Annotated in this window: 19 protein-coding genes and 1 tRNA gene; 12 read left to right on the forward strand and 8 right to left on the reverse strand. The window is 67.2% G+C overall.

The window, feature by feature from the left end:
- The first annotated feature begins 83 nt into the window (after positions 1 to 83).
- The 9 genes from ABTW65_RS25240 to ABTW65_RS25280 all read left to right on the forward strand — a co-directional run bounded on the left by ABTW65_RS25240 (position 84) and on the right by ABTW65_RS25280 (position 5,906).
- Positions 84 to 524, forward strand: coding sequence for a plasmid replication, integration and excision activator (locus ABTW65_RS25240; protein WP_350665310.1), 441 nt, complete (start codon positions 84 to 86; stop codon positions 522 to 524).
- Positions 524 to 880: a hypothetical protein gene (locus tag ABTW65_RS25245; protein WP_350665312.1), complete on the forward strand. Its 357-nt coding sequence runs from the start codon at positions 524 to 526 to the stop codon at positions 878 to 880. The genes ABTW65_RS25240 and ABTW65_RS25245 overlap by 1 nt, the downstream gene beginning before the upstream one ends.
- On the forward strand, positions 877 to 1,053 hold the full coding sequence (locus tag ABTW65_RS25250; RefSeq protein ID WP_350665314.1) for a hypothetical protein: 177 nt from the start codon (positions 877 to 879) through the stop codon (positions 1,051 to 1,053). Before ABTW65_RS25245 ends, ABTW65_RS25250 begins: the two co-directional genes overlap by 4 nt.
- Before the next feature lie 86 nt (positions 1,054 to 1,139).
- Positions 1,140 to 2,477 carry an FtsK/SpoIIIE domain-containing protein gene (locus ABTW65_RS25255; RefSeq protein ID WP_350665316.1) on the forward strand — a complete coding sequence of 446 codons (1,338 nt, stop codon included), beginning with the start codon at positions 1,140 to 1,142 and terminating at the stop codon, positions 2,475 to 2,477.
- A 14-nt stretch (positions 2,478 to 2,491) separates the two neighbouring features.
- A complete protein-coding gene (locus ABTW65_RS25260) occupies positions 2,492 to 2,755 on the forward strand; it encodes a WhiB family transcriptional regulator (RefSeq protein ID WP_350665318.1) in 264 nt (87 codons plus the stop codon).
- Positions 2,752 to 2,976, forward strand: a complete 225-nt coding sequence (locus tag ABTW65_RS25265; protein ID WP_350665321.1) for a hypothetical protein — start codon at positions 2,752 to 2,754, stop codon at positions 2,974 to 2,976. Before ABTW65_RS25260 ends, ABTW65_RS25265 begins: the two co-directional genes overlap by 4 nt.
- Positions 2,973 to 4,547, forward strand: coding sequence for a replication initiator (locus ABTW65_RS25270; protein ID WP_350665323.1), 1,575 nt, complete (start codon positions 2,973 to 2,975; stop codon positions 4,545 to 4,547). The genes ABTW65_RS25265 and ABTW65_RS25270 overlap by 4 nt, the downstream gene beginning before the upstream one ends.
- A gap of 13 nt (positions 4,548 to 4,560) precedes the next feature.
- Entirely contained in the window at positions 4,561 to 4,767 is a 207-nt protein-coding gene (locus ABTW65_RS25275) for a helix-turn-helix transcriptional regulator (RefSeq protein WP_350665325.1), read from the forward strand.
- Positions 4,764 to 5,906: a tyrosine-type recombinase/integrase gene (locus ABTW65_RS25280; protein ID WP_350665327.1), complete on the forward strand. Its 1,143-nt coding sequence runs from the start codon at positions 4,764 to 4,766 to the stop codon at positions 5,904 to 5,906. Before ABTW65_RS25275 ends, ABTW65_RS25280 begins: the two co-directional genes overlap by 4 nt.
- Before the next feature lie 14 nt (positions 5,907 to 5,920).
- Here ABTW65_RS25280 and ABTW65_RS25285 read toward each other — a convergent pair.
- A tRNA-Ile gene (locus ABTW65_RS25285) sits at positions 5,921 to 5,997 on the reverse strand.
- A 155-nt stretch (positions 5,998 to 6,152) separates the two neighbouring features.
- Here ABTW65_RS25285 and ABTW65_RS25290 point away from each other — a divergent pair.
- Positions 6,153 to 7,136, forward strand: coding sequence for a type IV toxin-antitoxin system AbiEi family antitoxin domain-containing protein (locus ABTW65_RS25290; RefSeq protein WP_350665330.1), 984 nt, complete (start codon positions 6,153 to 6,155; stop codon positions 7,134 to 7,136).
- 65 nt (positions 7,137 to 7,201) lie between these two features.
- Here ABTW65_RS25290 and ABTW65_RS25295 read toward each other — a convergent pair whose 3' ends face one another.
- The 5 genes from ABTW65_RS25295 to recF form a co-directional block, all read right to left on the reverse strand.
- On the reverse strand, positions 7,202 to 7,756 hold the full coding sequence (locus ABTW65_RS25295; RefSeq protein WP_350665332.1) for a DUF3566 domain-containing protein: 555 nt from the start codon (positions 7,754 to 7,756) through the stop codon (positions 7,202 to 7,204).
- Complete coding sequence (gene gyrA / locus ABTW65_RS25300; RefSeq protein ID WP_350665334.1) at positions 7,756 to 10,455, reverse strand: DNA gyrase subunit A; 2,700 nt, start codon at positions 10,453 to 10,455, stop codon at positions 7,756 to 7,758. The genes ABTW65_RS25295 and gyrA overlap by 1 nt, the downstream gene beginning before the upstream one ends.
- A 49-nt stretch (positions 10,456 to 10,504) precedes the next feature.
- Positions 10,505 to 12,568, reverse strand: a complete 2,064-nt coding sequence (gene gyrB, locus ABTW65_RS25305) for a DNA topoisomerase (ATP-hydrolyzing) subunit B (RefSeq protein ID WP_350665518.1) — start codon at positions 12,566 to 12,568, stop codon at positions 10,505 to 10,507.
- A 356-nt stretch (positions 12,569 to 12,924) separates the two neighbouring features.
- On the reverse strand, positions 12,925 to 13,500 hold the full coding sequence (locus ABTW65_RS25310; protein ID WP_350665335.1) for a DciA family protein: 576 nt from the start codon (positions 13,498 to 13,500) through the stop codon (positions 12,925 to 12,927).
- Complete coding sequence (gene recF, locus ABTW65_RS25315) at positions 13,493 to 14,671, reverse strand: DNA replication/repair protein RecF (RefSeq protein ID WP_350665337.1); 1,179 nt, start codon at positions 14,669 to 14,671, stop codon at positions 13,493 to 13,495. Before recF ends, ABTW65_RS25310 begins: the two co-directional genes overlap by 8 nt.
- Before the next feature lie 29 nt (positions 14,672 to 14,700).
- Here recF and ABTW65_RS25320 point away from each other — a divergent pair, with 29 nt between their 5' ends.
- Positions 14,701 to 15,123, forward strand: a complete 423-nt coding sequence (locus tag ABTW65_RS25320; protein WP_350665339.1) for an NINE protein — start codon at positions 14,701 to 14,703, stop codon at positions 15,121 to 15,123.
- A 22-nt stretch (positions 15,124 to 15,145) separates the two neighbouring features.
- Entirely contained in the window at positions 15,146 to 15,544 is a 399-nt protein-coding gene (locus ABTW65_RS25325; RefSeq protein ID WP_350665341.1) for a DUF2752 domain-containing protein, read from the forward strand.
- A 40-nt stretch (positions 15,545 to 15,584) separates the two neighbouring features.
- Here ABTW65_RS25325 and gnd read toward each other — a convergent pair whose 3' ends face one another.
- A complete protein-coding gene (gene gnd, locus ABTW65_RS25330) occupies positions 15,585 to 16,517 on the reverse strand; it encodes a phosphogluconate dehydrogenase (NAD(+)-dependent, decarboxylating) (RefSeq protein WP_350665344.1) in 933 nt (310 codons plus the stop codon).
- Positions 16,518 to 16,546: 29 nt separating this feature from the next.
- On the reverse strand, positions 16,547 to 17,686 hold the full coding sequence (gene dnaN, locus ABTW65_RS25335) for a DNA polymerase III subunit beta (protein ID WP_350665346.1): 1,140 nt from the start codon (positions 17,684 to 17,686) through the stop codon (positions 16,547 to 16,549).
- Positions 17,687 to 18,282 lie beyond the last annotated feature (596 nt).

The raw sequence follows: 18,282 nt of genomic DNA on the forward strand, positions 1-18,282 counted from the left end.
CTTGACTCTCGCTATTCACTCGTGCATAGTCGTGGTTATGCAGTAGTGAATAGGTCGCTACGCAGAACCAAGGAGAACTAGTCATGGCGATTCAGCGGAGGATGAACCTCACCATCGAGCAGGTCTTCCCGGCAGGCGCGTTCATCGTGGGCGCGGTCGAGCCGGTCCAGGACTGGGACCAGGCCCCGCTCCCGGACGGGACCCGGCCGCAGAAGATCGACAAGGAGACCGGCCTCCCGACCTGGACCGTGCCGGTCCTCGACCCCGACCCCGAGGCGGGGAAGAACGAGAAGACGGTCAACGTCAAGATTCTCGCCACGCACCAGCCGGTGCCCCCGAAGAACGAGGCCGGGCTCCCGTTCGTCCCGGTCGAGTTCACCGAGCTGGTCGGTGTCCCGTGGATCGACGACTCCGGCAACCGCCCCAAGTTGATGTGGTCGCTCACGGCCATGGGGATGGACGCTCCCGGTGCGGCTCGCAAGCCCGCTGCCGGTGCTGCTGCTGGCTCGAAGGCGGCCGCGTGATGGGCGTCAACTCGCACGAAGCGGCATGGGTGGCAGAGCTCCTGATCCTGCTGCCGGACGTCGAGGTCCTCGGTCTCCGCGTCGGCAACGACCGTATGTGGATCGGGTCCGACTCGATCCCGATCGTCACCCTCGACGTCCACGTCAAGACGCTCACGGACGCTGAGGCACTGGCCACCGACCTGCACCTGTCCAAACTCGACCACGACGACATGAACCCCGCCCATGCAAACGACCCCGAACGGGTCTGGCACACCTGGCAGGGCTGGGCACACGAAGGCTCCCGACAGGCGGCCTGCTGGGTCGAGGTCAAAGCAGCAGAGCGGATCCCTGCCGAGGACACGGTGGCGGCGTGAGCCTCTACCTGGTGTGGATCGGCGATGGGTCCGACCCCGCGCACTACGCCGGGCTCAACGCCGATCTCACCCTGTGCGGGCAACCCAACGCCGGGACCGCCTGGACGTGGGACTACCCCGACCTTTCCACCCCGGTGTGCTCCATCTGTCGCGGCAAGGCGGCGGGTCTGTGAGCACACCCCACATTCGCCCGCCGGCCGTTGCGGAAGGGAAGCCGTGGCGGCTGGCGGGTCTCCAACACTTCGGAACGGAGCACGTCATGAACGAAACACTCGTCTACACCCTCGGCGGCCTGCTCGCCCTGGCGGTTGCGGTCCTGGTCGCGATCAAACCGACCCGAAAGCCGACCCTGGCCGCGCTCGTGTGGGTCGTGATGCTGGTCCGCCGGGCCTGGTGGTGGCTGGCCTTCCGGATCACCTGGAAGGGCCTCGCCCGTGAGTCCGGCCTCTCCAAGCGCCGCACCAAGCGCGTCAAGCGAATGGGCGTCGGGGAGGAATCCATTGAGAAGTGGCGCGACCCGAGGTTGAAGAGGGTCATCACTTCCTCGCACTCGGTGACTCTCAAGGTCCGCACCCGTCGCGGTCAGGCCCTGGCCGACCTCGAAGCGTTCGCCCCCAAACTGGCGGCCACCTACTCAGCCGACTCCTACCGGGTCTACCCCGCCAAGCGCCGCGCGGGGTCGACGGTGATGTTCGAGCTCGTGATGCGGGACCTAATCACCAAGCCCAACACGGCCACGATGCCGGAGCCTCGGATGCAGACTGAGACGGTCCTGCTCGGTCGCCGTCAGAACGGCAAGCCGTTCCACCTGCAGATCGAGCAGCGCCACACCCTCGTCGTGGGTGCCTCCGGTGCCGGTAAGGGCTCGTTCCTGTGGGGCATCGTCGGCTCCCTGTCGCCGGCTATCGCGGTCGACGCGGTCCGGGCTTACGGGATCGACCTCAAGGGCGGCATGGAGTTGACCATGGGTGCCCCGCTGTTCACCAAGATTGCCGTCAAGGGTGAGCAGGCGGTCGAGATTTTGCGCGAATTCGTAGCGATCGCTGACGCTCGGACTGAGGAACTGCGCGGCGTCTCTCGCAACCACAAGCCTGGCCCGGGTGACCCGCTCTACCTGCTGCTCATCGATGAGTTGGCCTCGCTGACGGCGTACGCCGATAACGAGATCAAGAAGGAGGCCGAACGGCTCCTCAAGCGGCTCCTCTCCATCGGCCGCGCCGTGGGCGTCGTCGTGGTCGCGTTCGTCCAGGACCCCCGCAAAGAGGTCATCGACATGCGCGGCCTGTTCACCCAGACCATCGCTCTGCGGGTCCGCTCGGCCATGGAAACCAACATGGTCCTCGGTGACGGCATGGCCGCCCAGGCATCCGCGCACCGGATCTTGAAGGCTGCCCAGGGCACCGCCTGGATCATCGACGAGGACGGCTCCACCGACCGCGTACGGGCCGACTACTGGCCCGATGAACTCATCCGGCAGTTGGCCTCGCTCTACCCAGCAACCCCCGATCTGGCGACCATCCCCAACGCTGCCCCAGACGATGCCCCCGGCGCACTTCCCGGGATGCAGCTCTCCCTGACCGATGGGGGTGCGCGATGAGTACCCCGGCCTGGATGGAACACGCTGCCTGTGCGACTCGGGAGGCTCGCGGGCTGCCCTGGACTACCGACGAGATCGAGACTCCTACGGTCCTGGTCGACCTGATGCGGGAGACCTGCGCGGGCTGCCCAGTCCGGCTCGCCTGTGCCGCCTACGCCCGTTCCTCCAAGGCCACGGGTGGATGGTGGGCCGGGGTCGACCGTGCCCCTGAGCCTGCTGACCTGCTCGACCTGCTCGACACCCGCCCCGCGGCTGCACTCCTGGACGGTGCGGCATGAAGACCAACGCCACGTCCAACACCGTGCCGGTCTGTGTGAGCGACGAGTACGGCTGCCCGCTGATCCTGGCCTGCGGCCACTACTGGCGACGCTGCGCCCCTGGCTGCCCCGGCTGGGGAGGCTTCAACGCCAACATCTACCCCAACATCCACGTTGCTGCCGCAGCCCTCCGCACTGCTCGCCCCGGCCACGCCGCTGCCATGCGAGGTGCTGCCGCGTGATCATCTCGACCATGGATGCACCGGGCATCCACAGTGACGCACCCTCCGCCTCGGGGTTCCCGGGGTACGGGGAGGGTGCGCCGCTGGATCTGCCCGGACTCGCCCCCGACCAAGCAGCCGGGATGCTCGCCCGCTGGCGTGACGGCACCTTCGACGCCTTCGCCGAAACCCTCGCCTCGGTCGGGAACTGCGCTCACCCCATCCGGCTCACAGGCTCGTCGGAAACCTACGACCTCGCTAGCGGGGATCTCGTCGGCACCTACGCGTCCGCGAATGCCCCGCTCGGGGTCCTGTTCCGACCCTGCGGCAACCGCCGCGCCGAGGTCTGCCCGGCCTGCTCCAGGACCTACGCCCGCGACACGTTCGCCATGATCAACGCTGGTCTCGTCGGCGGTAAGACGATCCCCGCCACCGTGGCAGATAACCCGCTGTTGTTCGCCACGTTCACCGCGCCCTCGTTCGGTCCGGTCCACACCCATTTCAAGAACAGCTCCCGCTGCCGCCCCCGCAACCGTGACCGGGGTGCCCGCTGTGAGCACGGTCGGCCCGTGTCGTGCATGGCGCGCCACAACGAAGACGACTCGATCGTTGGCGCGCCATTCTGCCCCGAGTGTCACGACACCGACAGCGCGATCATCTGGCAGTGGCACGCCCCCGAGTTGTGGCGACGCCTGACCATCGAACTGCGCCGCGCCGTTGCTCGTGCTCTCGGTGTCCCAGAGTCCCGGTTGAAGAAGCACGCCGCGGTGCAGTTCGCCAAGGTCGCCGAATACCAAGCCCGTGGCCTGGTCCACTTCCACGCACTCATCCGGCTCGACGGTCCTGACGGTCCCGGTTCGCCGGCCCCGCTCGATGGCCACGCCCTGGCCGGCCTCGTCGATCACGCCGCCGTCGCAACGAAGCTCGAGGCCCCACCCGTCGACAACAACGACGTCGCCCGGCTGCTGCGCTGGGGTAAGCAACTCGACATCCGTGTGGTCCGTGACGGGCACCGCACCGACGACCCAGACAGTCCCTTGGTCCCTGAGCAGGTCGCGGGCTATCTGGCCAAGTACGCCACCAAAGACGCCAACTCGATCCGCTCCGCCGACACGCAACGGCCGCACCTGGCCGCGATGAGCGCTCGCTGTCACCAGCTGGCCATGCGCGCCATGAAGCACTACGGCATCAAGAACGGCGCCCGGAAAGCCGACGCCAAGAAGACCGAACCGGCCAACCCCTACGACCTGCTCGGGAAGTGGGCTCACATGCTCGGGTTCCGGGGCCACTTCTCGACCAAGTCGCGCCGCTACTCCATCAGCCTCGGACGGCTCCGCCGAGCACGCGCACGCTACGCCGAACTCCGCGCCGCTGCCGAACACGACGAACGAGCCCGCGCAATCCTGCTCGACCTCGGCGAACTCGACGCCTGGCTACTCGCCGACGAAGAAACAACCCTCGTCATCGGCAACTGGACCTTCGACGGCATCGGCTGGCCCTCACCCGGAGACGAAACCCTCGCCCTGGCCGCTGCAGCCCGCGCCCGCGAATACGACCAATGGAAAGCCCAGACCAATAACAGCAACCGATGAAAGGGAAGATCGAATGAGTGCAGAGATTGGCAGCATGGAGCCGCTGATGACCATTGACGAGGTGTCCGATTTCCTGCGGGTCCCCGTCATCACGATCAAGTGGCTTCGCCAGGAGGGCCGGTTCGCTCCGGCAGTCAAGATCGGTCGTCGCCTCTCGTGGCAGCGTTCCGCCGTCCTCGCCTGGGTGGCTGAGCAGCAGGAGCAGGGGGTAGCAGCATGAGCGTTCAGCGGTACACCACGCCCAGCGGCAAGGTCCGTTACCGGGCACGGGTGAAACACCACGGGGTCGAGGTCGCTACCTCCGTCTTCGACCGGAAGCGTGACGCTGAGGACTGGGAAGCAGACCAGAAGCGACGCCTTCGCCTGGGGGAGTGGCACGATCCTCGCCGGGGACAGGTCGCTCTCTCCGTCGTCGCGGTCGACTGGCTGGATTCTCGCCATGCGATCAAGCGCAAGACTCGCGCTCTGGAAGAGGCTGCCTGGCGCCTTCACATCGCACCGAAGTTCGGCAAGCGTCCTGTCGCCTCGATCACCCCGGCCGACGTTGCTACGTGGGTCGGTCGTCTGGTCGCTGCTGGTGCTGCACAGTCGACGGTCTCGCGACACCTGGCGGTCTTCCGTAACTTGCTCGACTACGCCGTTCGGGACGGACGGATCACCAAGAACCCGGCTGCCCAGGTTGCTGCACCGACGACCGGCAAGGTTCGGCGCGAGGGTCAATTTCTGACTCGAAGGGAAGTCGAGGAACTCGCGAACACCTGCGATAGCGAGTACGGCGATGTAGTGCGTGTGCTCGCGCTGGCTGGTCTCCGGTGGAGTGAACTCGCCGGGCTCAAGGTGGGTGATCGTGTGCAGGTTCCTGGTCAGGGGATCCGGGTGCAGCGAACCGTCATGTCGAGCATGGAGACCGGCACTCTGTACGAGGACATCCCGAAGGGCAAGCGTTCTCGAACGGTGCCGCTCGTGGCCGACCTGGTGCCGATCTTCGACAGGTGGTGTGAGGGCAAGGAGCCGGGAGCCTGGATCTTTGCAGCTCCTAAGGGTGGACCGCTGTCTGAGCGGAACTGGAAGCGGTCAGTCGGCTGGTCTGATGCCGTCAAGAGGATCAATCGGCCGACGCTGCGCGTTCACGATCTCCGCCACACCTGCGCCTCGCTCTGGCTGGCTGCTGGCGCTGACCCCAAGGTGCTCCAGCGGATCCTGGGGCACGCCTCGGCGGCCATGACGATGGACCTATATGGCCACCTCGTCGATGACAACCTCTGGACCTCCGCTGAGAGGCTCGGGGGCACCCTGGGGGCATCTGATGAGAATGACAGCCCCGAAAACGAAGGTGAGGCCCCCGATGGGAGCCTCTGACCTGCGGAAAGATGTGGTGCGCTTAGGAGGACTTGAACCTCCGACCCCCACATTATCAGTGTGGTGCTCTAACCGTCTGAGCTATAAGCGCAGGCGCCAACTGGAGGGTGGAAGCCCCTACCAGCAGGCGAGAGGAAACATTACCCGGCTGCTGCCCGGGGCGCCAAAACGATGAGACCCCATCGACCCTGGGGAGGTCTGTCCGAACCAGGCTCGGACAGACCTCCCCAGGGTTAGGGTGCCAACATGTCCGACTCGGAGGACCTGCAGGCGATCGTCGCGCGCGAGGATGCGGCGCGGATGCTGGATGCTCAGCGACGGATGCAGGACGGCGTCGCGACCTATGCCCAGCTCACCGCCGGCGGCCTGAGCAGGATCGACATCGAGAGGTCCGTACGCCGCAACGAGCTCCGCCGGGTGCACCCGCGCGTCTACATCAACCACACCGGGCCACTCACCTGGGAGCAGCGGGCGTGGGCTGCGGTGCTCTACGCGGCTCCCGCTCTGCTGTGCCGCGACAGCCTCGAAGCTCCGCGCGGGCGCGACGACCGTCGCCCGATCCACGTCGCCATCGATCATTCCCGCAAGGTGATGCCTCAGCCTGGCATCGTCGTCCACCGGATGCGCGACCTCGAACGCAAGGCCTACGGAGGCACTCCACCGCGCCTCAAGGTCGAGGACAACGCCCTGGCGATGGCGAACGAAGCCAGGTCTGAGATCGATGCGATCGCACGAGTCGCCGAGGTGGCGAGCCGGTCCTACGTCACCGCGGCCACGCTCCAGGAAGCCCTGAACCGCGCGCACTCCTTACGCCGCCGAAAACTCATTCAGGGCTTGGTCGAGGACCTCGCAACCGGCACCCACTCGGTGCTCGAGCACGGCTACCTCACCAAGGTCGAGCGGGCGCACGGTCTCCCTGCGGGACGCCGCCAGTCGCCCCGGATCGGTGCTTCGGGCAATCAGTTCCGAGACATCGAGTACGAGGGGTACGCACTGGTGGTCGAGCTCGATGGCGCGCTCGGCCACGACTCCTGGCACGACCAGGCCCGTGATGCCGACCGTTCGTTGGACGATCTCGCAGAGCTCGGGGCGGTGACAGCGCGCCTGCGGTTCCACCAGGTGTTCGACACCCCGTGCCAGACAGCGGCCCGCGTAGGACGGATCCTCATCAGGAACGGCTGGAGCGGGACACCGCAGAGCTGTGGCCAAAGCTGCCCCGTGAACAAATGAACCTGGGGAGGGCCATCCGAACGGTGTTCGGACAACCCTCCCCAGGTTGCGGGTTCGAGTTGGGCTCAGTTCTCGGTGAGCTCTACTTCCACGCCGCCCAGGAGCGCGGCGGCCATGTTGTAGAGGAACGCGGCGAGGGTGGCGACGGCGGTCATCAGGACGATGTTGACGACCGAGACGACCATGGTGAATCCCATGATGCGGGGGAGGCCGAGGTAGTCCTGCACGTTCCAGCCGGCGCTGGAGTCACCGACGACGTCCTGGACCGCCTGGTTGATCGAGTCCCACACACCGGCGGCACCGAGTACCGACCAGATCACGAAGACGGCGACGATCACCACGACGCTGAGCGCGATCGAGAGCAGGAAGGCCATCTTCATGACCGACCAGGGGTCGATGCGGCTCAGGCTCAGGCGGGCCCGGCGGGCCGAGCCGCTGACCGCGTCCCGCTCCGCGCCGGCGGGGCCGGAGGTGCGGGCGGTCGAGGCCACGGCCGAAGTCGTACGCCTGGCCGCGTTGGCGACCGTGTCCGTGATCCGCTGGGTCACCGGCTGTGCGGTCTCGTTCCGCTCGGTCATCGCGACTCCCCCAGTCGTGCGGTCGGCGGTGCGGTCCGTCATCAGGATTCATCTTCCGTCGTGGTCTCGGACGGCGCTCCGTGCTCGCCGTCTTCCCCGATTGTTACATCATCCGCAATCTCTGTCCCGGTGACTACGTCATCGTCGACCTCGCGGGCCTCGACGGAACGTGCCACGACGGCGACCGAGTCACCCTTCTTGGGCGAGACGAACTTGACGCCCTGGGTGGAGCGACCGGTTGCCCGGAAGTCGGCGTTGATCGGGCTGCGTACGACCTGACCGGTCGCGGTGATCGAGAGGATCTCGTCGCCGTCGACCACGATGAACGCACCGACCAGGCCGCCGCGGTCGGCGTTGGCCAGGGCCATCGTCTTGATGCCCAGACCGCCGCGGGACTGCAGCCGGTAGTCGGAGATCTTCGTACGCTTCGCGAAACCACCGTCGGTGATGGTGAAGACGAACTGCTCCTTGACCTCGTCCGGCGACTCGGCACCGGAGACAGGAGCCGCGACGTCGGCGGTGTCCTCGTTGGCCTCGGAGAGCCCGGCCGCGATCTCGGCGGCGACGTGCTCGGCCCGGATGACCGACATCGACAGCAGCGAGTCGCTCTCCCGGAACTTCATGCCGGTGACACCCGAGGTCGCCCGGCCCATCGGCCGCAGCTGGTTGTCGTCGGCGCGGAACCGGATCGCCTGACCCTTGCGGGAGACCAGCAGGATGTCGTCCTCGGAGTTGACCAGCTCGGCGCCGATCAGCTCGTCGTCGTCCTCGCGGAAGTTGATCGCGATGACGCCGGCCTGACGAGGCGAGTTGTAGTCCCCGAGCCGCGTCTTCTTGATCAGACCGGAGCGGGTGGCCAGCACGAGGTAGGGCGCCTGCTCGTAGTCGCGGATCGCGAGCACCTGGGCGATCGACTCGTCCGGCTGGAACGAGAGCAGCCCGGCCACGTGACCGCCCTTGGCGTCACGCGCCGCCTCGGGCAGGTTGTAGGCCTTGATCCGGTAGACCCGGCCGGCGGTGGTGAAGAAGAGCAGCCAGTGGTGGTTGGTGGTCGAGATGAAGTGCTCGACCACGTCGTCGCCGCGCAGGGTGGCGCCGCGTACGCCCTTTCCACCGCGCTTCTGGGTGCGGTACTCACCCGCGAGGGTGCGCTTGGCGTAGCCACCGCGGGTGATCGAGACGACCAGCTCCTCATCGGGGATGAGGTCCTCCATGGAGAGGTCGCCGTCGGCCGCGATGATCTGGGTGCGGCGGTCGTCGCCGTACTTCGCGACGATCTCGTCGAGCTCGTCGCCGACGATCTGACGCTGGCGGGCGACGTTGGCGAGGATGTCCTCGAGGTCGGCGATGATGACCTCGAGCTCGGCCAGACGGTCGACGATCTTCTGCCGCTCCAACGCCGCAAGGCGACGCAGCTGCATGTCGAGGATCGCGTTGGCCTGGACCTCGTCGATCTCGAGCAGCCGGATCAGGCCCTGGCGAGCGTCATCGACCTCGGGGGAGGAGCGGATCAGTGCGATCACAGCGTCGAGCTGGTCGAGCGCCTTGACCAGGCCGCGCCAGATGTGGGCGTCCTCCTCGGCCTTGCGCAGCCGGAATGCCGTACGCCTCCGGATGACGTCGATCTGGTGCTCGACCCAGTTGGAGATGAACTGGTCGAGGGCAAGGGTGCGCGGCACCCCGTCGACCAACGCGAGCATGTTGGCGGAGAAGTTGGTCTGCAGCTCGGTGTGCTTGAGCAGGTTGTTGAGTACGACACGGGCGACCGCATCGCGCTTGAGCACGACCACGAGCTGCTGCCCGGTGCGGGAGGAGGTGTTGTCCTTGACGTCCGCGATGCCCTGCACCTTGCCGGTGTCGGCCAGGTCGGCGATCTTCTGGGCGAGGTTGTCCGGGTTCACCATGTAGGGGAGCTCGGTGATCACCAGGTTCGTGCGGCCCTTGGCGTCCTCGTCGACCTCGATCACCGCACGCTGGGTGATCGAGCCGCGACCGGTGCGGTAGGCCTGCTCGATGCCCTCGCGGCCGACGATCAGCGCGCCGTTGGGGAAGTCGGGGCCCTTGATCCGCTCGAGCAGCGCGTCCTGGAGCTCCTCGCGCGTCGCGTCGGGGTGCTCGAGCGACCACTTGGCCCCGGAGGCGACCTCACGCAGGTTGTGCGGCGGGATGTTGGTCGCCATGCCGACCGCGATGCCGGCCGAGCCGTTGACCAGCAGGTTCGGGAACCGGGCCGGCAGGATCGCCGGCTCCTGGGAGCGGCCGTCGTAGTTGGGCCCGAAGTCGACGGTGTCCTCGGTGATGTCGCGGACCATCTCCAGCGCCAGCGGTGCCATCCGGCACTCGGTGTAACGCATGGCCGCGGCCGGGTCGTTACCGGGCGAACCGAAGTTGCCCTGGCCGTGGATCAACGGGTTGCGCATCACCCACGGCTGCGCCAGTCGGACCAGGGTGTCGTAGATCGCCGAGTCGCCGTGGGGGTGGTAGTTACCCATCACCTCACCGACGACACGGGCGCACTTGGAGAACCCGCGGTCGGGACGGTAGCCACCGTCGTACATCGCGTAGAGGACGCGCCTGTGGACGGGCTTGAGCCCGTCACGTACGTCGGGCAGCGCCCGACCCACGATGACGGCCATCGCGTAGTCGATGTAGCTCGACTGCATCGAGGCCTGGAGTTCGACGGTCTCGATCCGGCCACCGGCAGCGGTCTGCCCGGAGCCTTCCGGAGGAGTCTCGGTCACGATTTCACTTTCTGCGTGCGTCTATCGGTATCTAGGGCCTCGGCGAGACTCAGATATCGAGGAATCGGACGTCCTTGGCGTTGCGCTGGATGAACGAGCGTCGCTCGGCGACGTCCTCACCCATGAGGATGGAGAAGATCTCGTCGGCGTGGGCAGCGTCCTCGAGGGTGACCTGCAGCAGCAGCCGCTGCGAGGGGTCCATCGTGGTCTCCCACAGCTCGTCGGCGTTCATCTCGCCCAGACCCTTGTAGCGCTGGACCGGGTTCTCCTTGGGCAGCTTCTTGCCCTGCTCCACGCCGTCACGCATGAGGGCGTCGCGCTCGGCGTCGGAGTAGACGAACTCGTGCTCGGCCGGCTTGTTCCAGCGCAGTCGGTAGAGCGGCGGCTGGGCGAGGTAGACGTAGCCCTGCTCGATCAGCGGCTTCATGAACCGGAACAGCAGCGTCAGCAGCAGCGTGTTGATGTGGTGGCCGTCGACATCGGCGTCGGCCATCATCACGATCTTGTGGTAGCGCAGCCGGTTGATGTCGAAGTCGTCGTGCACGCCGGTGCCCAGCGCGGAGATGATCGACTGGACCTCCTGGTTGGCCAGCACCTTGTCGATCCGGGCCTTCTCGACGTTGAGGATCTTGCCTCGGATCGGGAGGATCGCCTGGATGCGCGGGTCCCGGCCGGACTTGGCCGAGCCACCCGCGGAGTCACCCTCGACGACGAAGATCTCGCACTCTTCGGGGTTGGTCGACTGGCAGTCGGCGAGCTTGCCGGGCAGACCGCCACCGCCGCCGATGCCCTTGCGGTTGCGGGCCAGGTCGCGGGCCTTGCGGGCCGCGATCCGGGCCGAGGCTGCGGCCATCGACTTGCGGATGATCTCCTTGCCCTCGGCCGGGTTCTCCTCCAGCCAGGCGCCGAGCCGGTCGTTGACTGCGCCCTGCACGAAGCCCTTGACCTCGGTGTTGCCGAGCTTGTCCTTGGTCTGACCCTCGAACTGCGGCTCGCTGATCTTCACCGAGATGATCGCGGTGAGACCCTCACGGATGTCGTCACCCGTGAGCCGGTCCTCCTTCTTCTTGATCAGACCCCACTCCTCGCCCCAACGGTTGATCAGGGTGGTGAGCGCGGCGCGGAAGCCCTCTTCGTGGGTGCCGCCGCCGGGGGTGTTGACCGTGTTGGCGAAGGTGTGGACCGACTCGTTGTAGGAGGACGCCTGCCACTGCATGGCGATCTCGACGCTCATCGGGTTGGACGCCTTCTCGTCGGTCTCCGTCTCGAAGGCGATGATGCTGGAGACCGGGGTCTTGCGCTTGTTGAGGTGGTCGACGTAGTCGGCCAGACCGCGCTCGTAGTAGAAGGACTGCTCCAGCACCCGCTCGCCGTTGCCCGAGCTGTGCAGCTCGTCGGCGCTGTCGGTGTCGGACTCGCTCGTGCCGTCCTCGACGGCCTCGGCGATGGCGGAGGCTTCCGGACGCTCGTCGCGCAGCTCGATCCGCAGCCCCTTGTTGAGGAACGCGGTCTCGCGGAAGTGGCTCGAGATGGTCTCGAGGTTGTAGTCGGTCGACTCGAAGATGTCGCTCGAGGCGTTCCACGAGATCGTCGTGCCGGTGCGCTCGCCCTCCTCGAGCTCGCGCACCTCGCGAAGGTCGTAGTCGGGTACGCCGCTGGTGAACTCCTGCTCCCACAGGCGGCCACGGTTCTTGATCTCCATGTGGAGGTTGGTCGAGAGCGCGTTCACCACGGAGGAGCCGACGCCGTGCAGACCACCGGAGACCTTGTAGCCGCCACCGCCGAACTTGCCGCCGGCGTGCAGCACGGTCAGCGCGAGCGTCGCGGCGGGGATCTCCTGGCCGGCCGCGGTGTCGGTCGGGATGCCTCGGCCGTTGTCGGAGACGCTCACCCAGCCGTCGTCACGGAGCGTCACCTTGATGGTGTCGCAGTAGCCGGCGAGCGCCTCGTCGACCGCGTTGTCCACGATCTCCCAGATCAGGTGGTGCAGGCCGCGGGCACCCGTCGAGCCGATGTACATACCCGGTCGTTTGCGGACCGCTTCGAGTCCTTCGAGGACCTGGATGGCAGACGCGTCGTATTCGACTCCGTCTGTGGTCTTGTCGTCCGGCATAGGAGTCGTCTGGTCGGCAGCGGTCACCGGTGCGATCCACCTGTCATTTCGGTCCGGAATCGGACATGGTGTCGGTCGGGCATGCAACGGGCCGACCAGCGCCGGGAGGTTAAAACCTAGGACGATCGACCCAATCCCTATATTACCCCGTAGAACCCCGGATTCCACGCACGCCGCCGTTCCTGAGGGGGAACTGTGCTCGAAATGAGCGTCTGTGCGTCTCCTGACGGTGTCTCTGCGCCCCCAGCAGGGGGCTCGGTGAGTCCCTATACGTCCGCGGGGCGCTTAGAGCGGCAGATCGCGGCTCACGCACTGAGCGTCGAACACGTGTTCACGCCCCACCCTCGCGTGGGCTCTCAGCCGTAGGTGTCGCGGGGCCCGCGGCCGTCGCGTAGGCCCCGAGGACCCTTCTTCCACGAGGGCAGATGGGGGCCGAGCACCTCGATGAGGAGGACGGTTCCGTGACCCAGCTCCTCGTTGAGACGCTTCACCAGGGTCGGAGCCAACAGCTTGAGCTGGGTGGCCCAGGCGGTCGAGTCGGTGCGTACGGAGAGCTTGCCGTCGGCGTACGACTCGGGAGTCGTGTGGTCGGCGATCTCCTCGCCGACGATGTCGGGCCAGCGGGCCATCACGCCGTGGACGCGCAGCGAGGTGTCCCAACCGTGGTCGTTGACCATCCGGCTCACCACCGAGTCGATGAGCTGGGGGTCGCGGTCATCGGGCCGGGCACCGGAGACCGTTCCGCGCCGGGTGGCGTTGTCCGGCGTACGCCGCTTCTTCCGCATCCCTGCCTTGGGGGCGGGCATCTTCGCTGTTGCCCGGGTCAGGGAACGGGCCAGGTCGAGGCCGTCGGCGCGCTTCTCGGGTTCTTCCTCACCGCCTTCGGCGGTGGTCTCGACAGGCTCGACCACCTCGGGGTCCTCGTCACTCACCGCGGGTCACCTCGCCTGCCGTGACGTGGTAGCGCGCACCGGCGAGAGCGGCGGGTACGTCCTCGGGGACCGCCGCGGTGACCAGGACCTGCTCCGCGTCGGCGACGAGCTCGGCCAGCTGGACCCGGCGCTGACTGTCGAGCTCGGCGAAGACGTCGTCGAGGATCAGGATCGGGTCGTCGCCGTCGGCGCGCAGCAGGTCGTACGCCGCCAACCGGAGCGCCAGCGCGAAGGACCAGGACTCGCCGTGGCTGGCGTAGCCCTTCACCGGGAGACGCTCGGCGCCGGCACCGTGGCCGAGGAACAGCAGCAGATCGTCGCGGTGGGGGCCGACCAGGCTGATCCCGCGGTCGAGCTCGTCCTTCTGGCGTCGGGCGAGCTCGGCGAGGATCGCTAGACGAAGCGAATCCACGCTCGGGGTGGTGGTCTCGACAAGCTCGACCACCGGATCGACCACCGGCTCGACCACCGACTTGTAGGTGATCTCGGCGTCGTCGCGGCTCGCGCCGCGGGCAACCGTCTCGTAGGCCTTGCCGACGTACGGCTTGAGCGCTTCGACCAGGGAGAGCCGCTGGGCGAGAATCTCGGCGCCGATCGCGGCGAGGTGGTCGTCCCAGACGGCCAAGGTGGCGAGCGCACCCTCGCGAGCGGAGCCGCGCGCGAGGCCGGCGGTCTTCAGCAGCGAGTTGCGCTGCTTGAGAACGCGGTCGTAGTCGCTGCGTACGCCTGCCAGACGAGGTGCGCGCAGGATCATCAGGTCGTCGAGGAAGCGCCGCCGGTCGGACGGGTCGCCCTTGACGAGGGTCAGGTCCTCGGGGGAGAAGACGACGGTACGGACCAGGCCGACCAGGTCGCGGGTGCGGGGGAGCGGGCTCTTGTTGATCCGGGCCTTGTTGGCGCGGCCGGCGTTGATCTCGACCTCGAGCGTCGCGGTGCGACCGTCACGTACGACGGCGGCGCGCACGACCGCCTGCTCGGCGCCGGCCCGGACCAGCGGCGCATCGGTGGCGACCCGGTGGGACTGCAGGCGGGAGAGGTAGTCGATCGCCTCGACCAGATTGGTCTTGCCCTGGCCGTTGCGCCCGACGAACGCGGTCACGCCCGCCTCCAGCGGGACCTCGACGCTCGAATAGGAGCGGAAGTCATGAAGAGAGAGGTGTGAGACGTACATCGTGTTTCCTCTCTCGTTAAGGTGCCTGCATGACCCAGTCTCCCAACCCGTACGGCCCGCCTCCAGGGCAACCCGCCTATAGCGAGCCGGCCGGACCTTTCTATCTGTCGGTGATGGGCCAGGTCCACGGGCCGTACCCAGTCCAGCAGCTCGCCCAGATGGCGGCCGCGGGCCAGATCAAGGCGGACACCCCGGCCAGCCTCGGCACCGACCAGCAGTGGTTTCCCGTGAAACAGATCCCGGGCGTCTTCTCGAGCCGCGAGTGGCTCGTCACCCTGCTGCTCTCGATCTTCCTGGGTTCGCTCGGCGTCGACCGGTTCTACGTCGGACAGATCGGCCTCGGCGTCCTCAAGCTGATCACCTGTGGTGGCTTCGGGATCTGGACGATCATCGACATCATCCTCGTCATCGTGCGAAAGTTCCCGGATGCCGACGGCAAACCCCTCGCCTGACCTGCATCAGCGCATTGCGGCGGTGAGCTCCACGGAGGTCACCGCCGCCATCGGCGTCGGCGGGATCGTGATCGCGGCGCTCCTGCCGGCCGGCGGCATCGAGGACGGTCCGGTGCTCTGCCCGTTCCGTGCCCTCACCGGGCTGCCCTGCCCCGGCTGCGGTCTGACCCGGTCGTGGGTCTACCTGATGCACGGCGACATCGGCTCGTCGCTGGCGAGCAACTGGTTCGGACCGGTGCTCATCCTGGCGATCATCGCCCTGGCCGTGGTCTCCGTGCGCGCCCGGTTGACCCGCAGACGCCCTGCCGACCTCGACAAGCTCGTGCGAAGCCGGTTCATCCTCGGCTTCTTCGCGCTCTTCGTCGCCTACGGCGCCGTACGCCTGATCCTCACCATGACCGGAGCAATCCCCGCCATCTAGGTGGTCGAGCTTGTCGAGACCACCGCCCCGAGTCGAGGACTCAGGCCTCCGACTCAGAGATCACCGCGTGCCCACCGAACCCGTTGCGCATAGCGGCGATCGCCTTCATGGCGTGGTCGTCCTCCTGGCGCGAGACGAACCGCGCGAAGAGCGAGGCCGAGATCGCCGGCATCGGGACGGCGTTCTCGATCGCTGCCTCGACGGTCCAGCGGCCCTCGCCCGAGTCGTCGGCGTAGCCCTTGATCTTGTCGAGGTGCTCGTCGGCGCGCAGCTGGTCGACGAGAAGATCGAGAAGCCAGGAACGTACGACGGTGCCCGTGCGCCACGAGGCGAAGATCTCCGGGACGTTGTCAACGATGTCGACCTTGTCGAGGAGCTCCCAGCCCTCGGCGTAGGCCTGCATCATCGCGTACTCGATGCCGTTGTGGACCATCTTGGAGAAGTGGCCGGCGCCGGGCGTGACACCGCAGTGGACCAGTCCGTCCTCGGTGCCGGTCGGCTTGAGCGCCTCGAAGGCGGGCATCACCTTGGCGGCGTCCTCGTCGGAGCCGCCGTACATCAGCGCGTAGCCGTTCTGCAGGCCCCAGACGCCGCCGGAGACACCGCAGTCGACGAAGCCGATGCCGTTCTCGGCGAGGCTCGCGGCGTTCTTGGCGTCGTCGGTGTACTTCGAGTTGCCGCCGTCGACCACCAGGTCGCCCTCGCCGAGGAGCTCCTTGAGCTCGGCGATCGTGGAACGCGTCGGGTCACCGGCCGGCACCATCACCCAGACCACCTTGGGGCTGGGCAGCGCCTCGACCAGCTCCGCGAGGCTCGCCACGTCAGCGAGGTCGGGGTTGCGGTCGTATCCGACGACGGTGTGACCTGCCTCCCGCAGCCGGGTGCGCATGTTGCCACCCATCTTGCCGAGGCCGACGAGTCCGATGTGCATGCGAGTTCCTTCAGATCCGGTGGTCGAGCTTGTCGAGACCACCCTACGAGCGAGGTGTGAGCGGAAGTGGATCAGGAGAGCAGGCGCCGCGGCATCAGCAGGTAGCGGAACCCCGGCTCCTCGCCGCCCTCGGCCGGCTTGCCGCTGATCACCACGGGCTTCGGAGCCTGCGTGAAGGCGAGCTCGACGACCTGCTGGTCGATGGCCTGCAGCCCGTCGAGGAGGAACTGCGGGTTGAACCCGGTGGTCAGTCCCTCGCCCTCCATGGTCGCCTCGATCGACTCGGACGCCTGGGCCTCGTCGCCGGAGCCGGCGTCGAGGGTGAGCACGCCGTCCTCGAAGACCATCTGGACCGCGGTGTTGCGCTCGGCGACCAGCGCGACGCGCTTGACCGACTCGATCAGGGAGGCCTTGTCGACCAGCGCGGTGGTGAGGTGCTCGGCCGGGAAGAGGCTGCGCACCTTCGGGAACTCGCCGTCGAGGAGGCGCGTCGTGGTGCGGCGAACGCCACCCGCGGCCGCGCCCTCGAACCCGATGATGCCCTCGCCGGTGCCGGTGGTGGACAGCGCGAGGGTGACCTCGCTTCCGCTGGTCAGCGACTTGGCGGTGTCACCGAGCACCTTCGCCGGCACCAGGGCGGCCAGGCTCTCGTCAGGAGTCGCCGGGTTCCACTCGAGCTCGCGGTGGGAGAGCCGGAAGCGGTCGGTGGCGAGCAGCGAGATCGTGGAGCCCTCGATCTCGAGCCGTACGCCGGTCAGCACCGGAAGCATGTCGTCGCGACCGGCTGCGGTCACGGCCTGGGCGACGGCATGGGCGAAGAGCTCCGACTTCACCGTGCCGGCCGCGGTCGGCATCTCCGGCAGGGTCGGGTAGTCCTCGACCGGCATCGTCTGGAGGCTGAACCGTGCACTCCCGCAGGTGAGCGAGACGCGGGAGCCGTCGGTGACCATCTCGACCGGCTTGGCCGGAAGGCTGCGGCAGATGTCGGCGAGCAGCTTGCCCGAGACCAGTGCCTTGCCCTCGTCGGCGACCTCGGCCGACAGGGTCGCCCGTGCGGAGGTCTCGTAGTCGAATGTCGAGAGCACCAGGCCCTCGTGACCCGCCTCGATCAGCAGACCTGAGAGCACCGGGGTGCTGGGGCGGACCGGAAGGCTGCGGGCAGCCCAGGCGACGGCATCCGCGAACACGTCGCGGTCGACGCGGAACTTCACGATGACCTGTCCTTCTTCTAACTCGACATCGGGGCGTTTGAGGACATGCGGTCCGGGCTGTGCTCCACCCTTTGGGGAGACGACACCGGTTCCGGAACGCCCCCGCGTTGACATGACCTGGAGTACGCATCCTGCCACGGACCGCCGACAACCGGTAAGCGCTCAGCGGTGTCGGGTCTGCACAGGCGTGCTTGTGGACTCAGCTCGCCGAGTGGGTTGTCCCCAGGGAAGGGCGTTCGTGGAATTTCACCGAGGATCCATGGATGTAAATAGTTTCGTACGTCGTAAGAGCATCTGTGGGAAATGTGGATGACCGGCGTCTTCCCAGGTCACGCCCGGAAATGTGATTCCACAGGGGATGTGGACGCCATGCTGAAATGACGCACGTCACTGTGGGCTGTGGAGAGTTGTGGGCCCGTTCGAGTGTTTTGTGCACAGGCCATCCCCTTTTCCATCCCATTTGAACGGCCGGTTCTCCACAGGTTCCACCCAGCCTGTGGGCTGTGGACAACCTGGGAAATCTCGTCCTGTGGGTTTTGACCATCTCAAAACGCGATACAGCCCAAAATGCGAAACGGCCGCCGGCCCGGAAGGGG

Source organism: Nocardioides sp. NPDC127503, assembly GCF_040302165.1.
Classification (GTDB): Bacteria; Actinomycetota; Actinomycetes; order Propionibacteriales; family Nocardioidaceae; genus Nocardioides.

Bases quoted from the DNA above. Each gene is read 5' to 3' on its own strand.
- ABTW65_RS25320 (WP_350665339.1), top strand. From the start codon at position 14,701: ATGACCCAGTCTCCCAACCCGTACGGCCCGCCTCCAGGGCAACCCGCC.
- ABTW65_RS25280 (WP_350665327.1), top strand. From the start codon at position 4,764: ATGAGCGTTCAGCGGTACACCACGCCCAGCGGCAAGGTCCGTTACCGG.
- ABTW65_RS25240 (WP_350665310.1), top strand. From the start codon at position 84: ATGGCGATTCAGCGGAGGATGAACCTCACCATCGAGCAGGTCTTCCCG.
- ABTW65_RS25265 (WP_350665321.1), top strand. From the start codon at position 2,752: ATGAAGACCAACGCCACGTCCAACACCGTGCCGGTCTGTGTGAGCGAC.
- ABTW65_RS25295 (WP_350665332.1), bottom strand. From the start codon at position 7,756: ATGACGGACCGCACCGCCGACCGCACGACTGGGGGAGTCGCGATGACC.
- gyrB (WP_350665518.1), bottom strand. From the start codon at position 12,568: ATGCCGGACGACAAGACCACAGACGGAGTCGAATACGACGCGTCTGCC.
- ABTW65_RS25275 (WP_350665325.1), top strand. From the start codon at position 4,561: ATGAGTGCAGAGATTGGCAGCATGGAGCCGCTGATGACCATTGACGAG.
- ABTW65_RS25290 (WP_350665330.1), top strand. From the start codon at position 6,153: ATGTCCGACTCGGAGGACCTGCAGGCGATCGTCGCGCGCGAGGATGCG.
- ABTW65_RS25255 (WP_350665316.1), top strand. From the start codon at position 1,140: ATGAACGAAACACTCGTCTACACCCTCGGCGGCCTGCTCGCCCTGGCG.
- ABTW65_RS25245 (WP_350665312.1), top strand. From the start codon at position 524: ATGGGCGTCAACTCGCACGAAGCGGCATGGGTGGCAGAGCTCCTGATC.
- recF (WP_350665337.1), bottom strand. From the start codon at position 14,671: ATGTACGTCTCACACCTCTCTCTTCATGACTTCCGCTCCTATTCGAGC.
- ABTW65_RS25260 (WP_350665318.1), top strand. From the start codon at position 2,492: ATGGAACACGCTGCCTGTGCGACTCGGGAGGCTCGCGGGCTGCCCTGG.